At 59.8% G+C, this 25,160-nt stretch carries 22 protein-coding genes and 1 pseudogene; 9 read left to right on the forward strand and 14 right to left on the reverse strand.

Annotated elements, in window-relative coordinates:
* Positions 1–16 precede the first annotated feature (16 nt).
* Positions 17–622, forward strand: a complete 606-nt coding sequence (locus U5L73_RS02885) for a chalcone isomerase family protein (RefSeq protein WP_322560945.1) — start codon at positions 17–19, stop codon at positions 620–622.
* On the opposite strand, the gene U5L73_RS02890 is transcribed toward U5L73_RS02885, so the two are convergent.
* The 3 genes from U5L73_RS02890 to U5L73_RS02900 all read right to left on the reverse strand — a co-directional run bounded on the left by U5L73_RS02890 (position 597) and on the right by U5L73_RS02900 (position 3,674).
* A complete protein-coding gene (locus tag U5L73_RS02890) occupies positions 597–1,766 on the reverse strand; it encodes an MFS transporter (RefSeq protein WP_322560946.1) in 1,170 nt (389 codons plus the stop codon). The genes U5L73_RS02885 and U5L73_RS02890 overlap by 26 nt on opposite strands.
* Positions 1,763–2,488, reverse strand: coding sequence for a 16S rRNA (uracil(1498)-N(3))-methyltransferase (locus tag U5L73_RS02895; RefSeq protein ID WP_322560947.1), 726 nt, complete (start codon positions 2,486–2,488; stop codon positions 1,763–1,765). The genes U5L73_RS02890 and U5L73_RS02895 overlap by 4 nt, the downstream gene beginning before the upstream one ends.
* Before the next feature lie 61 nt (positions 2,489–2,549).
* Positions 2,550–3,674 carry an aminoglycoside phosphotransferase family protein gene (locus U5L73_RS02900; protein ID WP_322560948.1) on the reverse strand — a complete coding sequence of 375 codons (1,125 nt, stop codon included), beginning with the start codon at positions 3,672–3,674 and terminating at the stop codon, positions 2,550–2,552.
* Between the two features lie 186 nt (positions 3,675–3,860).
* On the opposite strand from U5L73_RS02900, the gene U5L73_RS02905 reads away from it, so the two are divergent.
* From U5L73_RS02905 to rsmA, 3 genes are read left to right on the forward strand one after another with little or no spacing between them, the layout of a single operon-like run.
* Positions 3,861–6,140 (forward strand): LPS-assembly protein LptD, encoded by a 2,280-nt coding sequence (locus U5L73_RS02905; RefSeq protein WP_322560949.1) that lies wholly within the window; start codon positions 3,861–3,863, stop codon positions 6,138–6,140.
* 5 nt (positions 6,141–6,145) lie between these two features.
* Positions 6,146–7,456 (forward strand): peptidylprolyl isomerase, encoded by a 1,311-nt coding sequence (locus U5L73_RS02910; RefSeq protein ID WP_322560950.1) that lies wholly within the window; start codon positions 6,146–6,148, stop codon positions 7,454–7,456.
* A complete protein-coding gene (rsmA, locus tag U5L73_RS02915; protein WP_322560951.1) occupies positions 7,453–8,244 on the forward strand; it encodes a 16S rRNA (adenine(1518)-N(6)/adenine(1519)-N(6))-dimethyltransferase RsmA in 792 nt (263 codons plus the stop codon). The genes U5L73_RS02910 and rsmA overlap by 4 nt, the downstream gene beginning before the upstream one ends.
* Before the next feature lie 93 nt (positions 8,245–8,337).
* On the opposite strand, the gene U5L73_RS02920 is transcribed toward rsmA, so the two are convergent.
* The 8 genes from U5L73_RS02920 to U5L73_RS02955 form a co-directional block, all read right to left on the reverse strand.
* Positions 8,338–8,553 (reverse strand): hypothetical protein, encoded by a 216-nt coding sequence (locus U5L73_RS02920; protein ID WP_322560952.1) that lies wholly within the window; start codon positions 8,551–8,553, stop codon positions 8,338–8,340.
* Positions 8,532–8,933 carry a barstar family protein gene (locus tag U5L73_RS02925; protein ID WP_322560953.1) on the reverse strand — a complete coding sequence of 134 codons (402 nt, stop codon included), beginning with the start codon at positions 8,931–8,933 and terminating at the stop codon, positions 8,532–8,534. The genes U5L73_RS02920 and U5L73_RS02925 overlap by 22 nt, the downstream gene beginning before the upstream one ends.
* Before the next feature lie 34 nt (positions 8,934–8,967).
* Positions 8,968–9,288 (reverse strand): ribonuclease domain-containing protein, encoded by a 321-nt coding sequence (locus tag U5L73_RS02930; RefSeq protein WP_416221273.1) that lies wholly within the window; start codon positions 9,286–9,288, stop codon positions 8,968–8,970.
* A gap of 221 nt (positions 9,289–9,509) precedes the next feature.
* Complete coding sequence (locus tag U5L73_RS02935) at positions 9,510–11,870, reverse strand: NADP-dependent malic enzyme (RefSeq protein WP_322560954.1); 2,361 nt, start codon at positions 11,868–11,870, stop codon at positions 9,510–9,512.
* Between the two features lie 143 nt (positions 11,871–12,013).
* The gene (locus tag U5L73_RS02940) at positions 12,014–13,201 is read right to left on the reverse strand and encodes an NAD(P)/FAD-dependent oxidoreductase (RefSeq protein WP_322560955.1); all 1,188 of its coding nucleotides are present in this window, start codon (positions 13,199–13,201) and stop codon (positions 12,014–12,016) included.
* A complete protein-coding gene (locus U5L73_RS02945) occupies positions 13,198–13,437 on the reverse strand; it encodes a DUF2061 domain-containing protein (protein WP_322560956.1) in 240 nt (79 codons plus the stop codon). Before U5L73_RS02945 ends, U5L73_RS02940 begins: the two co-directional genes overlap by 4 nt.
* A gap of 184 nt (positions 13,438–13,621) precedes the next feature.
* Positions 13,622–14,974, reverse strand: coding sequence for an ATP-binding protein (locus U5L73_RS02950; RefSeq protein ID WP_322560957.1), 1,353 nt, complete (start codon positions 14,972–14,974; stop codon positions 13,622–13,624).
* A 4-nt stretch (positions 14,975–14,978) separates the two neighbouring features.
* Entirely contained in the window at positions 14,979–15,512 is a 534-nt protein-coding gene (locus U5L73_RS02955; RefSeq protein WP_322560958.1) for a heme NO-binding domain-containing protein, read from the reverse strand.
* A gap of 127 nt (positions 15,513–15,639) precedes the next feature.
* On the opposite strand from U5L73_RS02955, the gene U5L73_RS02960 reads away from it, so the two are divergent.
* Together U5L73_RS02960 and ypfH are read left to right on the forward strand one after the other, a co-directional pair.
* Positions 15,640–16,833 (forward strand): multidrug effflux MFS transporter, encoded by a 1,194-nt coding sequence (locus tag U5L73_RS02960; RefSeq protein WP_322560959.1) that lies wholly within the window; start codon positions 15,640–15,642, stop codon positions 16,831–16,833.
* Positions 16,834–16,874: 41 nt separating this feature from the next.
* Positions 16,875–17,558, forward strand: coding sequence for an esterase (gene ypfH / locus U5L73_RS02965; protein ID WP_322560960.1), 684 nt, complete (start codon positions 16,875–16,877; stop codon positions 17,556–17,558).
* Here the strand turns inward: ypfH and U5L73_RS02970 are convergent, their stop codons facing one another.
* Positions 17,559–18,974: an aminopeptidase P N-terminal domain-containing protein gene (locus U5L73_RS02970; protein ID WP_322560961.1), complete on the reverse strand. Its 1,416-nt coding sequence runs from the start codon at positions 18,972–18,974 to the stop codon at positions 17,559–17,561. It lies immediately after the preceding gene.
* Positions 18,971–19,819 carry a nucleotidyltransferase family protein gene (locus tag U5L73_RS02975; RefSeq protein ID WP_322560962.1) on the reverse strand — a complete coding sequence of 283 codons (849 nt, stop codon included), beginning with the start codon at positions 19,817–19,819 and terminating at the stop codon, positions 18,971–18,973. The genes U5L73_RS02970 and U5L73_RS02975 overlap by 4 nt, the downstream gene beginning before the upstream one ends.
* Before the next feature lie 137 nt (positions 19,820–19,956).
* Here U5L73_RS02975 and U5L73_RS02980 point away from each other — a divergent pair, with 137 nt between their 5' ends.
* The 3 genes from U5L73_RS02980 to U5L73_RS02990 all read left to right on the forward strand — a co-directional run bounded on the left by U5L73_RS02980 (position 19,957) and on the right by U5L73_RS02990 (position 23,882).
* Positions 19,957–20,763 carry a ParA family protein gene (locus U5L73_RS02980; protein ID WP_322560963.1) on the forward strand — a complete coding sequence of 269 codons (807 nt, stop codon included), beginning with the start codon at positions 19,957–19,959 and terminating at the stop codon, positions 20,761–20,763.
* A 94-nt stretch (positions 20,764–20,857) separates the two neighbouring features.
* On the forward strand, positions 20,858–23,146 hold the full coding sequence (locus U5L73_RS02985; protein ID WP_322560964.1) for a PBP1A family penicillin-binding protein: 2,289 nt from the start codon (positions 20,858–20,860) through the stop codon (positions 23,144–23,146).
* A 112-nt stretch (positions 23,147–23,258) separates the two neighbouring features.
* Positions 23,259–23,882 (forward strand): PEP-CTERM sorting domain-containing protein, encoded by a 624-nt coding sequence (locus U5L73_RS02990; protein ID WP_322560965.1) that lies wholly within the window; start codon positions 23,259–23,261, stop codon positions 23,880–23,882.
* A gap of 56 nt (positions 23,883–23,938) precedes the next feature.
* Here the strand turns inward: U5L73_RS02990 and U5L73_RS02995 are convergent.
* A pseudogene (locus U5L73_RS02995) lies at positions 23,939–25,060 on the reverse strand (NADH:flavin oxidoreductase/NADH oxidase).
* Between the last annotated feature and the right edge of the window lie 100 nt (positions 25,061–25,160).

The following is a 25,160-nucleotide window of genomic DNA, read 5'->3' on the forward strand; positions in this document are numbered from 1 at the left end:
TTCAGGGAGAAGCAGGATGAATCATTTATCAAAAACATCCGTTGATACATCGTTTGTGTTTACAGCATTGGTGCTAGCAGCATTGAGCGCCTCGCCGGCGGCGGTGCAGGCTGCAGGGGCTATCAACAGCACATTTGAATCCAGGCCGGTAGTGCAAGGGGTGCCCTTGCAGCTCAACGGTGCGGGTACTCGCTACCGTGCGATTTTCAAGGTCTATGACATGGCTTTGTACACCCCCGCCAAGGTGAACACGCCGGAGTCCTTGATCGCCATGCAGGGCCCTAAGCGCTTGAGTTTTGTGGCTTTGCGCGATTTGCCGGGAACGGATTTGGGTTTGGCCTTCATCAAAGGCTTGACCAACAATTCACCGGCAGAACTGGTTCAAAAACACACCGCTTCGAGCACCCGTTTGATCGAGATTTTCTCGGGCAAGGCAAAGCTGTCAGCGGGTGACACCTTTGCGATGGAGTTCGTACCGGGCAAGGGCACTACCTTCTTCATTCAAGGACAAGCGCAGGGTGCACCGATCGGCGATGCCGAGTTTTTCAGCATGGTGCTCAGAATCTGGATCGGCCCGGTGCCGGCAGACTTCAAACTCAAGGACGCCCTGCTCGGCCTTTGAGCTTTAGCCAGAGCAAGCCGGCTGCCGTGAGCAGCAGCGGGGGGATGGATCCGATGTTGAGCCAAGTCCAGCCCTGCGTGATCACCAGTGCGCCGGAAGTGAGCGAGCTCAGGGCCATGACTGCAAAGACGCAGAAGTTGATCGCGGCTTGGGCACGGTCTTTTTCTTCCGGCCGGTAGGCGCTGAGTGCCAAGGTGGTGCTGCCGGTGAACAGGAAGTTCCAACCCACACCCAGTAAAAACAGCGATACGACAAACTGCTGCAGCTCCAAGCCGCTCAGGGCAATTGCCACGCACAGCAGGTTCAGGGCCAGTCCGACGGCCATCACTGGCAACGTGCCAAAACGCTTGATCAGGTGGCCGGTGAAGAAGCCGGGCGCAAACATGCCGATCACGTGCCACTCCAGCACCAGCGCGGCATCGTCAAAGCTGAGGCCGCATTGCTGCATTGCCAGTGGGGTTGCCGCCATCAGCAGGTTCATCACGCCATAGCCCATGGATGCGCTCAGGCAGGCCACCAGAAATGCCGGTTGGCGTGCGATCTCTGCCAGGGTGCGACCGGTGTGCGACTGGCTCGCAGGCGGTTGGTGGGGCGGAAACTGCACCCACGCCATGAGCACCATTGCCAGTAATGCGACGCCAGCCAACACGATATAGGCCCCGGTGAATGGCACCTCCATCAAGGTGCGGGTTTGGGCGGCAAGGTTAGGTCCGGCAATGGCGCCCAGGAGACCGCCCGCCAGCACCAGCGAGACCGCTTTTTCACGAAAGGCCGGCAAGGCCAACTCGGCAGCTGCAAACCGGTACAACTGCCCGTTGGCGCTGTAATAGCCGGCCACCACTGTTGCCGAGACCAAGCCCCACAACTGGTGGTGTGCCACGCACCAGGCGCCCGCGAGCGCAGATACCACGGCGACTGCCAAGCCAATCTGAAACGAGGTTCGGCGCCCGAAGCGCGCCTGTGTAGCAGCCACCAGCGGGGTGGCCAGTGCGCCGCCCACGACGTAGCCCATAACGGGTAGCGTCGCCATCCAGCCATAGGGGGCCAAGCTCAAGCCCACGAGGCCGTTGATGGCAATGAAGGTGACGTTGTTGGTGAGAAACAGCCCCTGGCACAGAGCGAGCAGCCAAAGGCTACGGTTCATGCTTGGGTAAGCAAAGTAAGTGCCGCAAGCGCTGCGGTCTCGGCCCGCAGCACGCGCGGCCCCAGAGACGCGGGTGCAAAGCCGGCCACGATGGCTAACTCTTCTTCCGCGGGGCTCAGGCCGCCTTCGGGGCCTGAAAGAAACCAGGCAGGCCCGGGTTGCGTGGGCAAGCGCGCAACCGGTGTGCTGCCAGGGCGCAAGGACAGCAGTAAACGCTGGTGGTCGACTTGCCCCGCAGCCGGTGTTTTCAGCCACTGGGTCAGGCTTTGCATCGGGTGGATGACAGGGACCAGGTTGCCACCACATTGCTCGCACGCCGAGATGGCCACGCTTTGCCAATGGGCGATTTTTTTCTCAGCCCGCTCGCCGCTGAGTTTGAGCACACTACGCTGTGTCATCAGTGGCTGAATGCTGGTAACGCCGAGCTCGGTGGCCTTTTCAATCAGCCAGTCCATGCGGTCGTTGGCGGGCATGCCGACGGCGAGGTGGATCTGCCGTGCAGGTTCACGCGCCATGCTGCGGGCTGCGCCCACATGCACTTGGACATCGCTGCGGCCCATGCGGGTGACGGTGGCATCGTATTCGTCCTGGCTGCGCCCATCGAACAGGGTGATGGCATCCCCCGGTTGCAGCCGCAGCACCTGGACGTGCCGGGCGGCTCCCGCAGGCAAGTCGAGTTCCGTGTCGCTCACCAGAGGGGCAGCGCAGTAAAAGCGTGGCATATATTGCTATGAATTCAGGAGCGATGCGCGCAAGTAACTAGAGCGCTTGCGCTGTTTTTGGCTATGAACGGCCGAACGCGAAGACATTCGGCACTTCAATGCCATCCACCTTTTCCACCAAGCGCAACAAAGGCTTGAGCTGGATATAGCGGCTGCAGGTGCTGCGGATGTAGTCAATAAAGCGGGGCGTATCCGCAAGGTACTTGGGCTTGCCATCACGCAAGGTCAGGCGCGCGAAGATACCGGCGATTTTGAGATGGCGCTGCAGCCCCATCCATTCGACGCCACGGTAAAACTCGCCAAAATCATCCCCCACGGGCAGGCCCGCTTTGCGGGCTTTTTCCCAGTAGCGGATCGTCACGTCGAGGCAGAAGTCTTCCTCCCACGTCAAGAATGCGTCACGCATCAGGCTGGCAATGTCATAGGTGATGGGGCCGTACACCGCATCTTGAAAGTCGAGCACACCCAAGTACCGCGGATCGGTCTTGCCGGGCACTGCGAGGTCATCGGGCACCATCAGGTTGCGGGGCATGAAATCGCGGTGGACATAGACGCTGGGCCACGACAGGTTGTTTTGAATCAGCAGCGTGAAGGTGTCATCCAGCGTTTTGCGCATGGCCGGGTCGATGGTGACCTGGCGGTGTGCGCCGATGTACCACTCGGGGAACAATTCCAGCTCGCGGCGCAGCAGCGCCTCGTTGTAGGGCGGTAGCACTTGGGGGGCGGACGAGAGTTGCCACTGGACCAGGGTATCCACTGCATTCAGGTACAAATTCAAAGGGGGCTGCGCCGGGTCTATGGTTTGCATCATGGTCTGGGTGCCCAGGTCCGTCAGCAGCATGAAGCCATTGCCTTCGTCCCATGCCAGGATCTTCGGGGCGCGCAAGCCCGCATGGTTAAGCAAGGCGGCAATGTCCACAAAGGGCTTGCAGTTCTCTTTTTCCGGCGGTGCGTCCATGATCACCAGGCTTCCGCGGTTGCTTTGCACCCGGAAGTAACGGCGAAAACTGGCGTCGGCAGAGGCCAGCCCCAGGGTGTCGGGCACAAAGCCGAAACCCGCTTGTTGGCTATCAAACCAGGCTTGAAAACGCTGTTGTCGTTCCGTATCAGCCCATGGAATGGGTTGCAAGGGCGAGGTGGGGGGAGTGGAAGTGGCGGACGGCACAGGGTGAGAGCTTGGGGTCATGGATAATCCATTCTACAAAGCCATGCCGCCGCGCCCTGTGGGCAGTGTGCTGGTGCCTTTCTCCCATAACGTGGTTTCTGCCTTCCGCCCATGCGTTTTTCTATGTGCGCTCTGCCCGTCGGGGCGCCTGATTGCCGGCCGCCGTTGATCCGCCTTGTGGCCTTGGTGGCGTTGGCTTGTGTCCAGATGTCTGCACAAGCACAACAGGAAGCGGATCAAAGCCCGTTAAAGCTGAACACCACTCCCAGGTTGCAAGAGGGGCTTTCCGCGGCCCAGCTGGAGTCTGCGCCGACTTTCTTGTTGGGTGACACCCTGACCGGCCGCACCGATTTTGAAACCATCGTGCAAGGGAACGCTGAAATGCGTAAACCCGGCACAGTCATCAAAGCGGACCGTCTCGAGTACTACGCACCGGATGATTTGGCGCGTGCGACCGGCAATGTGCGGATCAACCGCAATGGCAATGTATTTGAAGGGCCTGCGCTCGAGCTGAAGGTCGAGGCCTTTGAAGGCACTTTTGAGTCGCCGCGCTACCAGTTTTTGCAAAACGGCGCCCACGGCGACGCGTCTAAAGCTGTGTTCCTCGATGAAAGCCGAACCACGGTATACGGAGCCACCTACACCACTTGTCGCCGCAAACCCGGGCCTGATTGGGCGCCGGACTGGGTGCTCCGCGCCGCAGATATTGAGTTTGACAGTGGCGAAGACGTTGGCATTGCGCATGGCGCGTATCTGCATTTCATGGATGTGCCCATCCTGCCGGTTCCGGCCATCAGCTTTCCGCTGAGTGATGCCCGCAAGTCCGGAGTCATGCCGCCCACCATCGGCTTGGGGGATGTGAACGGTACCGAAGTCAGTGTTCCCTACTACTGGAATATCGCGCCCAACCGGGATGCCACGGTCACCCCGACCGTGATGACCGCGCGTGGCGTGACCGTGGCGGGCGAGTTCCGCTACCTCGAGCCCACCTATTCCGGCGTCGTGCGGGGCAATTACATGCCCGCTGACAAACTGCGCAGCGCAGACCGCTGGGGCGCCACACTGAACCAAACGGGCACGCTCGGCGCGGACTTCGGGAATGCGGCGTACGCGCTCAATCTGAACCGGGTCAGCGATGACAACTACTGGAGCGATTTCGCCAGTATTGGTACCCTGACTTCGCGGACATTGGCCAACGATGCGGTGACGACCTGGTCCCGCTCCGGCTATATGGTGACGGGTCGGGCGTTGCGGTGGCAGACCTTGCAGTCTTCCACATCCGTGATCACTCCACCCTATGACCTGACCCAGCTCAATGTGCTGCGGAGCCAGCTCAATGATCGTGGCTTCGATTGGTCTGTGCAGGGCGACCTGTCGCAGTTTGAGTCGGATCGTGCGCTCACGCTGCAGCCGAATACCCAGCGGATGTACGGCTTGGCCCAGGTGAGTCGGCCTTTTATTGCGCCGGAGGGCTTTGTGACCCCCAAGCTCCAGTTGCACACATCGGTTTATCAGTTCGATTCGGCTATTTCTACCGGTAACCGGTCGGCTGACAGTACCGTGCCCACGTTCAGCCTTGATAGTGGCTTGGTGTTTGAGCGCGACACCGGGTGGAATGGGCGTGCTATGACCCAAACCTTGGAGCCGCGGCTGTTTTATGTCCGGACCCCTTACCGCAACCAGAGCTTCCTCCCTAACTACGATACTGCTGCCAGCGACTTCAACTTTGCCAGCATCTTTACCGAAAATGCCTACGTCGGGCACGACAAAATTTCTGACAACAATCTGGCCACTTTTGGGCTGACGACCCGCTTTTTGGATGCGCAAACCGGCGAGCAACTCGCGCGCTTCGGTGTGGCACAACGGTACCGCTTTGAAGACCAACGGGTGACTTTGAGCCCCGCTGCCGAACCTGCGTTGGCCGGTTGGAGCGACATTCTGCTCGGGGCCGGGGTCAATGTGTCGCGTCAATGGGGACTCGATTCGACGGTGCAATACAACCCTTTGACCTCGCAGTCGAGCCGTGCAACCGTCGGCGCCCGCTACACGCCTTCGCCCTATCGTGTGCTGAATGCCGCCTATCGGTTCCAGCGTCGTGTGAGCGAGCAAATCGACGTGAGTTGGCAGTGGCCCCTGAATGATCTCTGGGGCGATGCAGGCAGCGCAGCAGTTCCCGGCGGTGGCTTGGGTGAGGGCCGGTATTACGGAGTGGGGCGTTTGAACTACAGCTTGAATGAGAACCGTATGGTCGATACCCTGTTGGGTGTCGAGTACGATGCCGGCTGTTGGCTTGCCCGGGTCGTCATCGGGCGGGTGCAGACGAGCGCCAGTTCGTCGACCAGCAGCATCAAATTTGAACTGGAGTTTGTGGGATTTACCCGTCTCGGGGTAAGCCCCCTCCAGGCCTTGAAATCGAATATTTCGCGTTACCAGAACTTGCGGGAACCAGGCGGCTCCAATAACAGCCGCTTTAGTAACTACGAATGAAAACCATGAATTTATGTGTAAGGGCGTTGGCCCTGGCCTGCATGCTGACCGTGTCGGTACCTGCATCGATGGCACAGACCGGTCAAGCCGCAGACTACATCGTGGCGGTCGTGAACTCTGAGCCGATCACCTTTCAAGAGATGAACCTTGAAGTCCGTCGTGTCGGGCAGCAACTGGCGCAGCAGGGGCGTCCTGTGCCGGGTGCTGAAGACTTGCGTCGTTTGGTCTTAGATAGGCTGATTAATGACCGGGCTCAGCTGCAACTGGCGCGGGAGCAGGGTATCCGGATGGATGCGGTCGCCATAGACCGGGCCGAGCAAAACATCGCCAGCCAAAATGGGTTGGACGTGGAAGCGCTTCGCCAAAAGGCCGTCAATGACGGTTTTTCTGTCGCCAGCTTCCGTAACAATTTGCGGGATCAGCTGATTTTGAACCGGCTCCACGAACGCGAAGTGGAGTCGTCCATCCGAATTTCGGATGTGGATGTCGATCGGGCGATCCAAGAACAGCAGGCCACGAATTCGGACCCGTTTACGCAGGAAATCAACCTCGCCCAGATTTTGTTGGTGCTGCCCGAGAAGGCTAATGGCGAAGAAGCCGCGGCCTTGTTATTGAAAGCCCAAAAAGTGATGCAGCGTGCCCGCAATGGTGAGGACTTCAATGCACTGGTGCAGGAGTTTTCAGCGGCAGATCGCAAAAATGGTGGGCAAATCGGGCTGCGTCGCGGCGACCGCTTGCCCCCTGCTTTTGTGACCGCGACTCAGGGCTTGCAGCCGGGTCAGGTTTCTGACGTAGTGCGCACCGGCGCAGGCTTTCACATTTTGAAATTGATAGAGCGCAAAGCGCCGGAACGCTTGGTGGTGACGATGGTGCAGACCCGTGCACGGCATATTTTGCTGCGCACCAGCGCCCAGATGACGCAAACACAGGCGATCGCGAGATTGGCTGATGTGCGCAAACAGATTGTCAGTGGTCAAGCGGACTTCGCCAGCATGGCGCGCAAGATGTCGCAAGACACTTCTGCCGAGCAGGGTGGGGATTTGGGCTGGGCCTCTCCGGGGATGTTTGTTCCAGAGTTTGAGGAAGCCATGGGCCGCTTGCAAGAAGAAGGTGCGGTCAGTCCACCCGTGGTGTCGCGGTTTGGTGTGCACTTGATTCAACTAAATGATCGCCGCCGTGTGGAGTTGAGTCCGCAGCAAGTTCGCGAGTCGGTGCGCGCTCAATTGCGACAAAGCCGCTACGAAGAGGCTTACACCGCGTGGGCGCGTGATGTACGGGCTCGGGCTTTTGTCGAGCTGCGTGAGGCACCGCTATGAAACATTTGGCGCGTAAACGCTTTGGCCAGCATTTTTTGTCGGATGCCGGCATCATCGATGCCATAGTGCAAGCCATCAATCCCCAACCCGGTCAACCGGTTGTGGAAATCGGGCCAGGCCTTGCCGCTCTAACCCAGCCTCTGGTGGAGCGTTTGGGGCACTTGACAGTGATCGAACTGGACCGAGATCTCGCCAAGCGGCTGCGCAGTCACCCGCAACTCACCGTGATCGAGTCAGACGTCCTGAATGTAGATTTCAGCACCATTGAAATCGCCTCGGCGGCCCACGAGTCTGGTGCCAAAGCCGCATCTGGCAAGCTCCGTGTGGTGGGCAATTTGCCCTACAACATCTCGACCCCGATTCTTTTTCACCTGTTGGACCACGTAGCCCGCATCGAAGACCAGCACTTTATGCTGCAAAAAGAGGTGATCGACCGGATGGTGGCAGCACCCGATAGCCCCGATTTCAGTCGCTTGAGCGTGATGTTGCAGTGGCGCTACGCCATGGAAGATGTCTTGTTTGTTCCGCCCGAGTGTTTTGACCCGCCTCCACGCGTCAATAGCGCGGTCGTGCGGATGGTGCCCTTGGCGCAGCCGCCGGTGCTCGATATCTCGCTCTTTTCAGAAATGGTGCAGGTGGCCTTCAGCCAGCGCCGCAAACTGCTGCGCCACACCTTGGGTGCATGGTTGGAGCAAAAAGGCTTTACCGGGCAGTTTGATGTCCAGCGCCGCGCGCAAGAGGTGCCTGTGGAGGAATACGTCGCGTTGGTTCAGGCTATCAAAACCTGATCAGACTTTTGTCTGAAACCCCTGAACAGAAAACTCAGGGGCAAAAAAAGGCCTGTCATCGACAGGCCTTTTTTATCGCTCAATGCGTGGTCTTTAAGCTGCTGCCAGCCAATAACCGGCATTGAAAGGGCTGCTCATGCGCAGCGCCAAAGGTGATACGTCCAATAACTTGTCAGTGGGCATTTTTTCACCACTCTCGGTTACGGGCTCTGCGATGGCCAATTCGGCCACTGCATCGCTGCTTGCCTCGTTCGCCCGTTCTGCTTGGCTGGTTTGTGCAGAACGGGCTACAGAAAAGAATAGAAGCATCGGAATGGAATCTTCCGGTCCCCCCAGTAATCAGCGGTGTCGCGGAAGATGTCGAGCAGTTGCTCGCGCGCTTCCTTGTCGAATTTCACGTTAGCCGGAATGTGCTCCAGCACAGCCACAAAACCGGGCTGTGGGCCTGATTTGTGAACGGGATCCGTCAGGTTGTCGTACAGCGCGTCAAAGTTCTTGCTGACCGTAGTAGGCAGCATGAATTGCTGTCCAATCATGTCCAAGACATCTTGTTTGGTTTGCGCTTCCGCCAAATTGGCGTACAAAAAGTGGTGGCCCAGACCCTGAGCGGCTTCTTGCAAGTCCGACACGCGAAAAGCGCGAATCGACTGAACGATATTCGTTCTAACAGTTCGAAGTGGCATATCCATCCCCGATTCTCTTTCTCAAAGTACAAAATTCGATTCAGGGCACGATCTTGCGAAAGCTCGCATAGTGATCGGCCGTGTAGTAACAGGCTTGCGGCGCAGTGATCTGGCGCCCGCCGCACACAATTCTTCGTGCGCCGCGATTGGAGGCGCCAGGAGTCTTGACGGTGTATTCACGGTAGAAACCACGCGTTTGTAGCGGGAGCAATCGCTCCCGATTACCAAACACAGTTCCGTCTTTGTCGTAGGGAAAAGGGCCACCTTGCAGTACCAGTTGGTAGGTGGTGCGCGCTTGGGGCGGTAGGCTGTTAAGGGATACAACACTGTCTGTTGCGAAGCCCGGTATCTCTTTGGCAATTACATGCCCAGAGGTCAGCGCTGCCGATAAAAACAAGCCAGTGAGTACTAACTTGATGACTCCCTTGTGCACCCAGAATCCTTTGCGACTACTGCGGGTTAACCCGAAAAACTAAGGCACTAGTGTCGCGGAAACAGTACAAAAAAGCAAGGGCTTGCTCAATAAATAAGCAAGCCCTTACACAAGATTTACAGATTTTGAGGGGTGAGCCTCCTCCGTTTTCAGCGTGTGGCGTTGGCGTCAGCGACTGTCAATGCTGTCATATTCACAATGCGTCGGACCGTGGTGCTGGCAGTCAACACGTGCACCGGTTTGGCTGCGCCCAACAACACGGGCCCAATCGCAATGTTGCCGCCTGCCGCTGTTTTGAGCAGGTTGTAGGCAATATTGGCAGCGTCGATGTTGGGCAGAACCAAGAGGTTTGCATCGCCATGCAAGGTGCTGTTGGGCATCAGGGCTTTGCGGGCCGCGCTGTCCAGAGCGACATCGCCGTGCATCTCCCCGTCGACTTCCAACCACGGCGCCTGTTCGCGCAATAGCTCGAGGGTACGGCGCATCTTGATCGCACTAGGCTCGTTGCTGCTGCCGAAGTTAGAGTGGCTCAGCAACGCTGCCTTGGGCTTGAAACCAAAGCGCATCATTTCTTCGGCGGCCATGACCGTGATTTCGCACAGCTGCTCGGCGGTGGGGTCGTAGTTGACATGGGTGTCCACCAGAAAGACCTGTCGGTTGGGCAGCATCAGGCCGTTCATGCAGGCGTAAATCTGGACATCCTGGGGCGTGCTGGGGCTGCCGCCCTGACGTTTGCCGATCACTTGGTCGATGTACTGCAGGTGGGTCGCGGTGGTGCCCCATGTGCCGCAGATCAAGCCATCTACGTCGCCCTTGTGGAGCAGCATCGAGCCGATCAGGGTTAGGCGGCGGCGCATTTCGATCTTGGCCATCTGCACCGTTACGCCCTTACGTTCGGTCATCTGGTGGTAGGTCTGCCAAAAGTCGCGATAGCGGTGGTCTTGCTCGACGTTGACTACGTTGTAGTCAACGTTCTCTTTCAAGCGCAGCCCGAATTTTTCAATACGCTCAGCAATCACTGCAGGGCGACCAATCAAGGTCGGGAGCGCCAAACGCTCGTCCACCACAATTTGCGCAGCGCGCAGCACGCGCTCGTCTTCGCCTTCCGCGTAGGCCACCCGTTTCTTCAGTGCCTTTTTGGCGGCATTGAATATCGGCTTCATGGTGGTGCCGGAAGCGTAGACAAAGCTTTGCAACTTGTCTCGGTAGGCATCCATGTCTTGGATCGGGCGCAAGGCCACGCCGCTGTCCGCCGCTGCCTGAGCAACTGCAGGAGCAATTTTTATCATCAAGCGCGGGTCAAACGGCTTGGGAATCAAATACTCTGGTCCGAACGCCAGCTGTTCGCCCACATAGGCTGCAGCCACCACTTCGCTTTGCTCCGCTTGGGCAAGCTCTGCAATAGCATGTACCGCAGCGATTTCCATCTCCAGGGTGATCGTGGAAGCGCCTGCATCCAACGCGCCGCGGAAGATGTAAGGGAAGCACAGGACATTGTTGACCTGATTGGGGTAGTCGGTGCGTCCGGTGGCCATGATGGCGTCGTCACGTACCGCTTTGACTTCTTCAGGCAGGATTTCCGGGGTGGGGTTGGCCAGAGCGAAAATCAAAGGGCGCGCCGCCATCGATTTCACCATCTCTGGCTTCAACACGCCACCTGCGGACAGTCCCAAGAAAATATCGGCACCGACAATGACCTCGCGCAGGGTACGGGCGTCAGTTTTTTGAGCGAACTGGATCTTGTCTTCGTCCATCAACTCGGTGCGGCCCTCATAGACCACACCCGCCAAGTCAGTCACAAAGATGTTTTCGCGTGGAATGCCCAGTTTTACCAACAAGCCAAGGCAGGCCAACGCAGCGGCACCCGCGCCGGATGTCACCAGCTTGACCGATTTGGGGTCTTTACCTGCGACCTTCAGGCCGTTCAGAATGGCGGCGCCCACGCAAATGGCGGTGCCATGCTGGTCATCGTGGAACACCGGGATCTTCATGCGCTCGCGCAACTTGCGCTCTACATAGAAGCAATCAGGCGCTTTGATATCTTCCAGGTTGATGCCACCGAAGGTGGGCTCCAGCGAGGCGATGATGTCAACCAGCTTGTCGAGGTCGTTCTTTTCATCGATTTCGATGTCGAACACATCGATGCCGGCGAACTTCTTGAACAGGACGCCCTTGCCCTCCATAACCGGCTTGGAGGCCAGCGGACCGATGTCACCCAAGCCCAGAACTGCGGTTCCGTTGGTGATCACCGCAACCAGGTTACCCCGGCTGGTGTATTTGAACGCGTTGTTGGGGTCTTTGACGATTTCTTCGCAGGGAGCCGCCACGCCGGGCGAATACGCCAGCGCCAGATCGTGTTGATTGATCAGCTGTTTGGTCGCCGCAATCGCCACTTTGCCCGGGGTTGGGAACTCGTGGTATTCCAGCGCTGCTTGACGCAATTGGGCTTTTTTCTCAGCGGAATTTGAAACAGGGGGACGTGGCGTGAGCGGCTGGATCAGATCTGTCATTCGGCTTCCTCTGCGGCTGGGGCTCTAGCAAAGGCGCGTGACCCGCAGCACGTTAATGGGCTTTGCATTGTAGACCTCGCTCACTAAAGGCTTACTTGTAAGGAGGTAAACTTTATGCGAATGGGGTATGGGTTTATGTCCGCTTACTGTGTCGTGAGTTTGGACATTTCCATGCGGCGCGCGGTGCTCTTTCCGGCAAGCACGAAGCCGCGTTGCACGCCCGCTTTGTCTACAAATCGCCAAGCACCCTCACCACCCTCGGCCTCCCAGTCACCTGCTACCGCCGGATGCGCTGCGGCAATCACCAAGGGCAACGCAGGTGTTTTGACACTGACAGGCATGAGCGGGAATACCACCTCGGTGGGTGTACCCGCCAGCGTAGCCGCCAAGGCGCGTGCAGCCGTCATCAACGGCATTACGTAAGGCAGGGTGCGATGTCCTGCACTCTCGTACTGCGCACAATCCCCCAAGGCATACACGCCCGGTGCCGAAGTCTCCAGCATCGTGTTGACCACAACACCCCGTTCACACACCAAGCCCGCGGCACGGGCCAGTTCAGTATCCGCCCGGAGCCCGATGGCGCTCAGCACGATATCGGCGACGAGGCTGCGACCGTCTGACAGAGTGACAGACAAGCGCTTGTCTTCCCCGCGCACTACCGTGGCCACAGAGGTGCCAAAGTGCCACTCTATGCCCAGGCCTGCGAGGGCGGTTCCCAACTGCTGGCTGGCGGCTTCGGGCAGCATGGCTGCCAAAGGGCGCGGTGCCAGATCGCTCACATGGACATGCACACCCGCTTGGGCCAGGTCGTTGGCAAATTCGCAGCCGATCAAGCCGGCGCCCATGATCACCACGGTTTTGCCCTTGCCGCTGTCCGGAACGCTCGTATCCACTGCTAGCGCTTGGTGAAAAGCAGCGAAATCGTCCAAGGTATTGACGGATTGCACTGTCTCGGCCGCATCGCCAGCCAAGGGCACGCGAATCGGGTGAGCACCGGTGGCCAGAACCAGTTGACTGAAAGCCAAAGTCTGGACGCCTGATGAGTTGTGCAGAGTGACGGTGCGGGCCGCTGTGTCAAAGCTAAGCATCTGCGTGTGTGCCATCAATGTGATGGCGAGTGTCTCAACCATTTTTGCCGCTGGCGTGGTGACCAACTGGGCCGGCGTACGCTTCTGTGCATAGGCGTTGGAAAGCGTCGGCTTGGCATAGAAGTCGCCGCTGTCGGTCGTGATCAAGACGACAGGGGTGGCGGTATCCAGCTTGCGGAACTCACGCACCGTGGACCAACCGGCGACGCCAGTACCGACAACGATAAGGGGTGCTTGGCTCATGCGGGTGCTCCTTCTGCAGCGCGCATTGCCTTGCGCTGGTTGATGCGCTCCCAGCCTTTTTCATGGAAAAAGAAGGCAACGGCTTGCACGGTTGGCTCAAGCAAGCTGAGCGTCAAAGACATCAGTACGTCGCCAGTGACTGCGTAGGCGACCATGGCGGCTACGCTGATGTGCACCACGTAGTAACTGGCAGTCTTTTTCAGCGTGGATAAGTTTTGTCGGACAAAGCGGGTCATGCGAGTAGTTCCTTGAGGTACTTCACCGGGAGGGCTGTGGTTGATGGTGCCCATGCTCCGGCGACTGAAATGAATGGTATCGGAAGCGGATTCCTGTATCCAATCGATATTTACTAACTAATTCATAAAAACTATGATCGGGTAGACGCCGCCGTTATGCCGGTGGTGCGCCGGAAACGCAGCATTAGCGGGGAACCGTGATGCTGCTCAGCGCTTCGCGCAGGGTGTCCAGTTGAACTGGTTTACTCAAAAAGAAATCCATGCCCGCAGCACTGCAAGCGGCCCTGTCTTCCGCGTAGGCATTGGCAGTCATAGCGATGACAAAAGGTTGAATGTCCAGCGGCATAGTGCGCAACGCCCTTGTCGCGCTCAAGCCATCCAGCTCGGGCATTTGCATGTCCATCAACACCACATCGAAGGGTTGCTCGCTCAACTTTTGCAAAGCGACCAATCCGTTTTCTGCTTCCGCTACGGGTGGACAACCGAGCTGCCGCAATTGGCTACGCGCGAGAAGCCGGTTAATCGGTTGATCGTCCACCAACAAAATACGCAGGCCACTCAAGTCCGTAGTGGGCGCCTCAGGGATTGATACAGGTAGCGCGGGCGGTGTGATCCAGGTGTCGGAGGCTTCCAGTCCCAACGACGCTGCCGACAAAGTAAAGCTGAACTCCGAACCCTCGTCAGGACAGCTCTCTACCTTCAGATCAGCGCCCATCTGCGTGATGATGGCTTTGCAAATCACCAAGCCCAGGCCGGTTCCGCCGAATTTTCGGGCAATCGAACTGTCACCCTGCTTGAAGGGGGAGAACAGCTGTTGCATGACCTCTTCGGTCATGCCGATGCCCGTGTCTTTGACGGAGCAGTGCAGTCCCTCCGGCGTGCACCGCAGGCTGATGGTGATGCTTCCCTGGTGGGTGAACTTGAGTGCGTTGCCCACCAGATTCATCCACACCTGGCGCAAGCGGCTGGGGTGTCCCGTGGCGGCGTGGGGCACATGGCTATCGACCTGGAGTGACAGTACCACTTGCTTGGCGTTGGCTTGCGGGCGGAACATGTCCAAGGTCTCGGTGACCAAACTCCGGGGGTTGAACCTGATGCGCTCCAGCTCCATCTGATTGGCCTCAATCTTGGAAAAGTCCAAGATGTCGTTGATCAGGTTCAGTAGCGCATTACCTGCCAGCAAGATGTTGTCCACAAAGTGCGATTGCTCCGTGCTCAGTGGGGTGCCCTTGAGCAGTTCGGTCAGCCCCAGCGCCCCATTCAGCGGCGTGCGAATCTCGTGACTCATCATGGCCAGAAAGCGGCTCTTGGCAACATTGGCCGCTTCCGCCTGCGCCAAGGCGGCCTGTAGAGCGGCAGTCCGTTCGTTTACCCGTTGCTCCAAGGCCTGGTTGACCTCAAACAGCGCCATGCTTTTTTCTTCCAGCAGTTGCTCGGCTTGTTTGCGGGCCGATTTCTCGCGCTCCACCCGGTTGAGCAAACGGCGCAGCTTATCTGCGTGGGCGTCGGAGGCGGGTGGGTTCACCGGGTCAGACATGCGCTTAAGATTTTTGACGCAATTCAAACTGGATGGAGCCATCCGGCAAGTTCACCCTTGTCAGCCCCAAAGGGTCACCGAAATGCGCAATCGCGCCGCCGATAAGGCCCTCCGCCAAATCGCCGAAGTGGCGCGGAGATGCGTACACCATATCGAGCCCGTCGTCCCGGCGCACACAGTCAAAGCTGGGGAGCTGGGCATCAGGGTAGAGCTTGCGCACTTCGGTGTGGATGACGGATTCGATGCCAAACAGAAAATCCACTGCCGACGGAATGCCTTCGAAAAAGCGGGGGTACAGCGCATGAAACCGGCCAAACAGGTGGGTACCGAACCCATGGATCAGCGCTGGCACCGGCAAGCCCGAGCGGGCGGACAAAGCCGTCACCATGCCTACGAGTTCCTGGTGGTCATAGGTGCCCACCGAGGTGTAAGCCCCTCCACTGGGCGGTGCGCTGTCGCCAATGATGTCATCCACCATGTCCGCGGAAAAGGTGCTTTCCACCATTTCCAGAAATTCGGTAAAGACCATGCCTTTCATGCGCCATCTCCTTGAAGGTACTGGGGTTATACCTGAGCAGGGAACCGCTGTCTCGCCCATTTTGCCGACCGGGGCGAACGCCCGGTGCCATACGGAGGTGAGCGCGCGGGGGTATGCTCGCGCCCCTATGAAAACTTCCTTCTTCGGCACCGCCCTGGTGCTTGGCTTGCTGTCAGCCATCGGCCCTTTCGCCATCGACATGTACCTCCCCGCCCTCCCCTCTATCGGCCAAAGCCTCGGTGCCTCCATGGGAGCCGTGCAGGCTAGCTTGATGGCTTTCTTTATCTCGCTGGGTGTGGGGCAGATTATTTATGGCCCGGTCTCTGACATGCTGGGTCGCAAGAAGCCGCTGTACTTCGGCCTGGTGCTGTTTGCCTTGGGCAGCGTGGGCTGCGCACTGGCACCGGATATTGAAACCCTGGTGGTGTTGCGCTTTATCCAGGGGCTGGGCGCCTGCGCGGGTATGGTGATCCCGCGCGCCGTGGTGCGCGACCTGCACACAGGCCACGACGCCGCGCGGCTGATGTCGTTGTTGATGCTGGTGTTCAGCGTGTCCCCCATCCTGGCCCCTTTGGCTGGCAGTGTCTTGATAGAGGCATCCGGCTGGCGCGCGGTGTTCTGGGCGGTGACGGTGGCCGCTATCTTGGGCCTGGTGTTGTTGGCCACCAGCCTACCGGAAACCCGGCCCGCGAAAGACCGTGTCAATAGCAGCGTCGGCAGTGCTTTGGCGGCGTATGGTGTGTTGCTGCGCGACCGGCATTTTCTGGGGCTGGTGTTCATCGGTGCTTTTGGCATCTCCAGTTTTTTTGCCTACCTGGCGAATTCGTCCTTCGTGCTGATCGACCATTACGGTCTCACGCCCCGGCAGTACAGCATTGCGTTCGCGGCCAACGCGGCGTCCTTCATCGGCATTTCGCAGTTCACCGGCAAACTGAGCGCGCGCTTCGGGCTGGTCAAACTGGTGAAGTTCGCGGTGGTGGGCTACGCGCTCATGATGAGCCTGCTGCTGGCGGTGAACCTCAGCGGCATCGAGCGGCTCGATGTGATGCTAGGCATGCTGTTTGTGGGCTATGGCTTTTTGGGCCTCGTGGTGCCCACGACGGCCGTGTTGGCCTTGGATGAGCACGGCGAAATTGCCGGCACCGCTTCTGCCTTGATGGGCACCTTGCAGTTTGTGACCGGTGCCGTGGTCATGGGCATTACCGGCGCGCTCGCCGATGGCACCGCCCGGCCGATGGTGGCTGGCATTGCCGGATCCGGTATCGTGGCATTGTTGTTGACCCGTATAACGCTGGGCAAAACAGCCGCAGCGGCGGACTAAACCCTCCATCTTCAGATACACGTTTTCGCAGGAGTGACCCCATGACCGATATCGTTGTGCAACAGCCCGCGGGCGCAGCCAAACAGCTTTTCTTACTGCACCATGGCGTGGGTGCCACGCCCCAAGGTTTGTTGCCCTTGGGGCGGCGCTTGGCGGCCGAATCTCCGGAGGCTTTGGTCGTGAGCGTGCAGGGGCCAGAAGCCTCTGACTTGGATCAGGGCTACCAATGGTTTTCGGTCATTGGCATCACCGAAGAAACCCGCCCCGAGCGCGTGGCCGCCGCCATGCCCGCGTTTGTGAAAGTCGTGCAAGACTGGCAAGCCCGCGCTGGCGTCAGCCCTGAGGCCACGGCGCTGGTGGGTTTTTCGCAAGGCGCCATCATGTGCCTCGAGTCCACCCAGCACAACGACTTTTTGGCCGGCCGCGTGGTCGCCTTGTCAGGCCGCTTTGCCCAGCTGCCACTGGCGCCGCACGCCCACACCACCCTGCACATGGTGCACGGCAAGGTGGACACGGTGATTCACTATGGCTACACCGTGACGGCGGCGGAGCACTTGGTAAGCCTGGGAGCTGATGTGACGGCGGACGTCATTCCCTTCCTGGGCCACGAGGTGAACGATGCGGTGGTGGACACCGTGATCGAGCGCCTGTTGGGCCACCTGCCCAAGCGCCACTGGGCGGCCGCCCAGCAAGCCGCTGTCGAGGACGACGCGGCAGAAGACTGATCAGCCGCGCATCAAGGCTTCAATAGCATCAGCCTCCACCGGCACGCCGCGGCTGATGAGCTCGCAGCCGGTGTCGGTGACGATGGCGTCGTCTTCAATGCGGATGCCGATATTGTGGAACTGCTCCGGCACCCCTGGTGCCGGACGCACATAAATGCCGGGCTCGATGGTTAGCACCATGCCGCTGCGCAGAATGCGCGCGGGCCGGTTCACGATCTCATTGCCGGTGAGTGCGTCCTTGCGCACATGCTTGGTGCCCAGCTCAGACGGCTCGGTGTACGAGCCGCAGTCATGCACATCCATGCCCAGCCAGTGGCCGGTGCGGTGCATGTAGAACTGGAAGTAGGCGCGCTTCTCGATCACATCGTCCAGGCTACCCACGGTGTTTTTGTCCAAGAGCCCCAGGTCCAGCATGCCTTGCGCCAGTACGCGCACCGTGGCGTCATGCGGGTCGGTAAAGCGCGCGCCGGCCTTGGTAGCGTCCACCGCGGCCACTTGAGAGGCCAGCACCAGGTCATACAGCGCACGTTGCGGGCCGGTGAACTTGCCATTCGCCGGGAAGGTGCGGGTGATGTCGCTGGCGTAGCCGTCCAGCTCGCAACCCGCGTCAATCAGCACCAGCTCGCCGTTGCGCACCGGGGCCGCGTCAGCACGGTAATGCAGCACGCAGGCGTTGGCACCGGCCGCCACGATGGAGCTGTAAGCCGGGTACTGCGAGCCCTGCAGGCGGAACTCGTGCAGCAGTTCGGCGTCGAGGTGGTATTCACGCACGTCTTTGCCTTCGCGCAGCATGCGGGCAGACAGTTGCATGGCACGGATGTGGGCTTGCGCGCTGATCTGCGCGGCGCGGCGCATCACGTCCTGTTCATAGGCATCCTTGATCAGGCGCATTTCGTCCAGCGGGCCGCACAAGTCGCGCACCTGCTCGGGCACCAGGGTGCCAAAGCGCACGCGGGCGCGCAGGCTGCTGAGCCAGCCGTCGATGCGGGTCTCCAGGCCCTTGTGGGTGGCAAAGGGGTACCAGACGGCGTCGGCCCCGTCCAGCAAAGCGGGCAGGCGCTGGTCCAGCTCGTCTACCGAATAGGCGGCGTTCACGCCGAGGGCGCCCGGTGCGGCATCCGGCCCGAGGCGGAAGCCGTCCCAGATTTCGCGCTCTAGGTCTTTGGGTTGGCAAAACAGGGTGGTGGTGCCGTCACCCTGGATCACGAGCCATGCCCGCGGCTCGGCAAGGCCGCTCAGGTAGTGGAAATAGCTGTCGTGGCGGAACAGAAAGTCCGCATCCCGGTTGCGCTGCTGCTCCGGGGCCGTGGGTAGCACGGCCACGCCATGCGGGCCGATGTGGGCGGCCAGGCGCGCGCGGCGGCCGGCGTAGTCTGCGGTGAGTGCGGAGATCGCAATGGAAGAGGGCTGGGTCATGGTGTCTGTGCGTTGAGTTCTGCCAAGCGCTCGGGGGTGCCGACGTCGGTCCAGCGGCCAGTGTAAATCTCGGCGCTTACCCGTGCACCCTGCATGGCCCGGCGCAATAGCGGTGCCAGCGGTGCTTTGACGCCCTGCGGGTTACCCGCGGGAATGTCGCACCAGGGCTGGGCAAACAAGTCTCGATGGAAAAGCGCAAAGGTGCTGTAGGTGTAGCGCGGCGCAGTGCTGCTAGGTGCGGGGTCTATGCAGCGGCCAATGCCATCCGCGCCCACGGCTTCCAGCCCGAAGTCGCCTCGTGCGTTGTGCGCCGGGTTGGGCACCAGCCACAGGTGGGCCAGCATGCCGCTGCGCGCAAAGCGCTCAATGGCGCTACGGGTGAACACCATGTCAGGCGCAAACACGTCACCGGCCATGGACCAGAACACCGTGTCCAGCTGCGGCAGGGCACGGGCAATGCCGCCTGCCGTCTCCAGCGCGCCGCCGAAATCTCGGCCCTCGTGGGAGTAGTGCAGTCGGATACCGGTAGCAGATTGCTCTGAATTTGATAGCTGCTCGCGCACATCCAACGAGCGCTGGAGGGTTAAAACATCATGAAACGTGGTTTCGATCTGTTCGCCCAGCCAGGCCGTGTTCACCACCGCAGACGCAAAGCCCCCTGCGGCCAGCGCCTCCAGGTGGTACTGCATGAGCGGCTTGCCGTGCACTTGCAGCAGGGGCTTGGGGGTGGTGTCGGTCAAGGGCCGCATGCGCTCGCCGCGCCCCGCGGCCAGCACGATGGCGGGGCTGGTGGATGCGCTCGTGGCGCTGTCAGGAAAGGAGTCAGCAGGCGATAGGTCAGGCATGGTGCGGGAGCATAGCCCACGCATTGGCGCAATTTTTGCCTGCATGGCGTGTGCGCAGGTGTGTCCAGCGCCGTGTCATGCGGCCCCGCTAGACTGCCTGCACATCTCGTGGCCCGCTTTGAGCAAAGGAATTCGTCATGCAGCACGTTGTTTTCAACCAGAAAGGTGGCGTCGGCAAGTCCACCATCGCCTGCAATCTGGCGGCCATCAGCGCCTCGCAGGGACTGCGCACCCTGGTGATTGACTTGGACTCGCAGGGCAACTCCAGCCGCTATTTGCTAGGGGCCGATATGACGGACGAACTGCCGAATGTGGCCGAGTTTTTTGAGCAGAGCCTCAAGTTCACTGTGCGCGACAAGCCCGCCAGCGACTACATCAGCGAGACCCAATGGCCGAATCTGGACCTGCTGCCTTCGAGCCCGCTGCTCGATGAGCTGCACAGCAAGCTGGAGAGCCGCCACAAGATCTACAAGCTGCGTGACGCGCTGGAGCAGTTGGCCGCCGACTACGACCAGATTTACATCGACACTCCGCCGGCCCTGAACTTTTACACCCGTAGCGCGCTGATTGCCGCGCAGGGCTGCCTGATTCCGTTTGACTGCGACGACTTTTCCCGCCGCGCGCTCTACACCCTGCTGGATAACGTGCAAGAGATCAAGGCGGATCACAACAAGGCGCTGGAGGTGGAAGGTATTGTGGTCAACCAGTTCCAGCCGCGTGCCAACCTGCCGCAGCGCATGGTGCAGGAGCTGATTGACGAAGGCCTGCCGGTCTTGCAGCCCTACCTCGGTGCCTCGGTGAAGATCCGCGAGTCGCATGAGCAGTCCAAGCCCATGATCTATTTGGAACCCGGTCACAAGTTGACCCTGGAGTTTGTGGCCTTGCACGACGCCCTGTTACCCAAGAAAAAAACAGCAAAAAAGCCCGCTAGCCAGCGTAAATAGTTCCGGATTAGCTCCTTATTTCATAGCGTTTACAAAGACGGCCACCCACCGGCCCTCGGGCTGCCCATAATGCGCGGTCCAATTGTGAATTGCTATGCAAACTACCTCCCGGGGCTCCTGGCCCCTGCGCCTCTTGAAAATCAGTCTGGTATTGGCCGGCCTGGGCCTCGTCGCCCTGCTGGCGCTCACTGCGTATTTTTCCACCCAGCTGCCTGACACTTCGTCCCTCTCCAACTACCAGCCTAAGCAACCACTGCGTGTGCTGACGGCTGATGGCGTCGAAATTGCTGGGTTCGGCACCGAGCGCCGGGTCTACAAGCCGATTGACCAGATTCCTCAGTTGATGAAAGACAGTCTGCTGGCCGTGGAAGACGCGCGGTTTTATGAACACGGTGGGCTTGACCCGATTGGCGTGGCCCGGGCTATCGTGGCTAACCTTACCGGCGGGCGTACCCAAGGGGCATCCACCATCACGCAGCAGGTGGCGCGCACCTTCTTTTTGAGCCGCTCCCGCACCCTAGAGCGCAAGCTCAAAGAAGCACTGCTGGCGTTCAAAATCGAGTCCCAGCTCAGCAAAGACCAGATTCTGGAGCTCTACATGAACCAGATCTATCTGGGTCCGCGGGCTTATGGCTTTGAAGCGGCGGCTCAGGCCTATTTTGGGAAGCCACTCACAGCCCTGAGTGCCGCCGAGTCCGCGATGCTGGCCGGTTTACCCCAGAACCCCCACTTTGCCAACCCGATTCAAAACTTTGAGCGCGCTCGTGCCCGCCAGCTGTTGGTCCTGGGTCGCATGCGGGCGCAAGACGTAATCACCGACGCTCAGTTTCAGGCAGCCAAAGCAGAAAAGCTGGTAGTGCGCAAGCGCAACGAAGTCGATGTGCACGCCGAACACGTGGCCGAAATGGTGCGCCAGCAGGTGTATGCCCAGTTCGGCGAAATGAGCTACACCACTGGCCTGAATGTCACCACCACCCTGCGATCTGCCGAGCAGCAGGCTGCCCACAAGGCACTGCGTCGCACGCTGGTGGAGCACTCCTTGCGCCAGGTCTGGCGCGGCCCCGAAGGGCAGGAAACGCTTGCCGCCGACCTGAAAGACGACGACTCAGCGGTGGCCCAGGCACTTGCCGATTACGATGACGATGAAGACCTGCGTATTGCCATCGTGACCCGTGCCAGCGCTAAATCGGTGACCGTGGTTTTGGGTACTGGCGAGGTCGTGACCATAGAGGGCACTGGTTTGCGACCCGCCCAGTCAGGCCTGGCCGAATCTGCCGCCGCCAAGTTGCGGGTACGGCGCGGCGCGGTGGTGCGGGTGGTGCAGCAGGCCAAGGCCTGGAGCTTGGTGCAGTGGCCGGAGGCTGAAGGCGCACTGGTCGCCATGGACCCCCTGAATGGCGATATCCACGCCCTGGTGGGTGGGTTCGACTTTCACCGCAACCAGTTCAACCACGTCACTCAGGGCTGGCGCCAGCCGGGTTCGAGCTACAAGCCCTTCATTTACTCTGGCGCGATAGAGAGCGGCATGCAGCTTGAATCGCTCGTAAACGATGCACCCATGGAAAACGTAGGCGACTGGGCCCCCGAGAACGACGACGGCAGCACCGATGGTCCCATCACCCTGCGCCGCGCCTTGGCGCGCTCCAAAAACCTGGTGTCTATCCGCCTGATGCAGTTGCTCTCGCCGCAGGGCGCGCGGGAGTGGGTCAGCCGCTTTGGGTTTGACCCGGAACGCCAACCGGACAACCTCACCCAGGCCTTGGGCTCGGGCTCCACCAACCCCCTGCAAATGGCGGGTGCTTATTCGGTGTTGGCCAACGGTGGCTACCGCGTGAATCCGGTACTGATCCAGAAGATTGCCCGCGCCAGTGGCGAGGTGGTGTTCGAAGCCAAGCCCCGGGTGTTGGACGAGACGCTGCGCACCGTGCCGGCCCGGAATACCTTCATGGTGTCGAGTCTGTTGCAAGAGGTCACTCGCTCCGGCACCGCCGCCAAAGCACAGGCCACGCTCAAGCGCCCCGATCTGTACGGCAAAACCGGCACCACCAATGACGTGGTGGACGCCTGGTTTGCCGGTTACCAACCCGGTGTGGTGGCAGTGGTTTGGGTGGGCTACGACACGCCCCGCAGCTTGGGCAACCGGGCTTCCGGGTCCGCGCTAGCGTTACCTGTATGGATCGACTACATGGCCGTCGCGTTGAACGGCGTGCCGGTGCAAGAGGTGCAGCCCCCTGAGGGTGTAGTGCGCGCCGGCGACGATTGGCGCTATGCCGAATGGGCCGAAGGCGGTTTCATTGAGCGCCTCGGGGTAGACGGGCAAGCGATTTCGCCGTCATTGGCCGTAATGCCAGCGACACCGCCAGCGGAGTCGGATCCCCAATAACTGTGACTTTTTCCACAATTTCAGGGGCCGGTTAGTCCATATGGACTAGTCTCTGCGAAGGCCCGAATTTCTAAAATAGAGCTTGTTACTGATTCTTACGAATAGGGGATTTATGAAAAAATTTGCAATCGCTGCTGTCTTGGCGGCTGGCTCGTTTCTGTCTGCTCACGCTGCCTCGATTACCGGCTTGGTTAACACCGGTAGCTTTGCTAGTGGTCAGCAAGACACCAACTACTCGCTCAACAGCACCGGCTATGGTTTCGTGACCAGCAACGGATCTTTCCCTCTTGGCCCATGGATGGCCAACTCCACCACATCCAAGTGGATCACGCCTACTGCTGCTCAAGGTGCTACCTCGGCCGCGGGCACTTACACCTGGTCTTTGAACTTTGACCTGACCGGTTTTGATGCGGCTACCGCCAGCTTCGATGGCAAATTTGCGGCTGACAACTCCGCTGTGGTCAAGCTCAATGGCACGAAGATCGGTTATGCCGATGGCTTCAAAAGCTTCTACAACTTCGGCGCCGCCACTGGTTTCAACAGCGGTGTCAACACTCTGGACTTCGTGGTTACTAACTATGCCGGTTCGAGTGGCAATCCCACCGGTTTGCGCGTGGAGTTCACTGCATCCAATGTCACGCCCGTGCCAGAGCCAGAAACCTACGCCATGTTGTTGGCAGGTTTGGGCTTGATGGGTGTGATCAGCCGTCGGCGCGCGAAGCGCAACGCTGCTTAAGCATTGATTCGGTAACAACCAAAAAAGGGGAGCTTCGGCTCCCTTTTTTGCGTCAATCAGCGTGTGCCTACCGCCACTTTGCCAAAAACGCTTTGCGCTTCGCGTGGCAGGCAGCGCCAGTAGACCGGGTTGCCCTCTACCTGGCCGCCCAGCGCGGCCGCGGCATGCCAACCCCAACGCGGGTTGTATAAAAAGGCGCGCGCCAGGGCGATCAGGTCCGCATCGCCGGCTTGCAGAATATCTTCAGCTTGTTGCGGCTCAGTGATCAGTCCGACCGCGGTGGTGGCCATGCCGCTCGCAGCACGGATGTCACGCGCAAAAGGCACTTGGTAGTTGGCACCCAGCGCAATTTTTTGCTGGGGAGACACCCCGCCGCTGGAGACGTGGATGAAGTCGCAACCTAGTGCCTTGAGTTGCTGCGCGAAGACGGCACTTTGGGTGACATTCCACGCGCCCTCGACCCAATCGCTGGCGGAAATACGCACACCCAGCACGCCGTCGAATACCGCCCGCACGGCGGCGAACAGCTCCAGTGGAAAGCGCATGCGGTTTTCCAAGCTGCCGCCATAGGCATCGGTGCGCTGGTTCGCAATCGGCGACAAAAATTCATGCATCAGGTAGCCGTGGGCGGCATGCAGTTCGATAGCTTCCACACCCAGTCGCGCGCTACGAATGGCGGCTTGCACAAACGCAGCCTTGACGCGCTCCATGCCGTCTAAGGTCAGCTCGGCAGGTGGCGGCTCTTGGGGCAACTGCGGCAGGGCTGAGGGGCCCACAGGTTCCCATCCCCCGTCTTCGCGTGCCAGCAGTTGCCCGCCTTGCCAAGGCAACTTGCTCGACGCTTTGCGCCCCGCGTGTGCCAGCTGGATGCACACCGCCGTGTGCGGCGCGAGCTTTCGCGCGCGGTGCAGTTTGTCTGCCAAGGCCGCTTCGGTGCGGTCGTCCCACAGCCCGAGGCAAGCGGGCGTGATCCGACCCTCGGGCAACACACCGGTCGCTTCAATCGTGAATAGGCCCGCACCACTGTTGAGCAAATTGGCCTAGTGCATCAAATGCCAGTCCGTGGCTTCGCCTTCCACCGCCTGGTATTGGCACATCGGAGCGACGACGATGCGGTTCGGTAAAACAAGGCCGCCGCGGGGCGAAGGCAGGGTGTAAGGGCTGAAGAGTTGACTCATGCACAAAAGCATAGCCCATGGGTCAAATTCGGTGCGGTACTGCGCTGTAACGGCCCCAAAGCGCGCACCGGTAAAATCAGCGGAGTTTTGCCTTTCACCT

Source organism: Rhodoferax sp. (assembly GCF_034520025.1).
GTDB lineage: Bacteria > Pseudomonadota > Gammaproteobacteria > Burkholderiales > Burkholderiaceae_C > Allorhodoferax.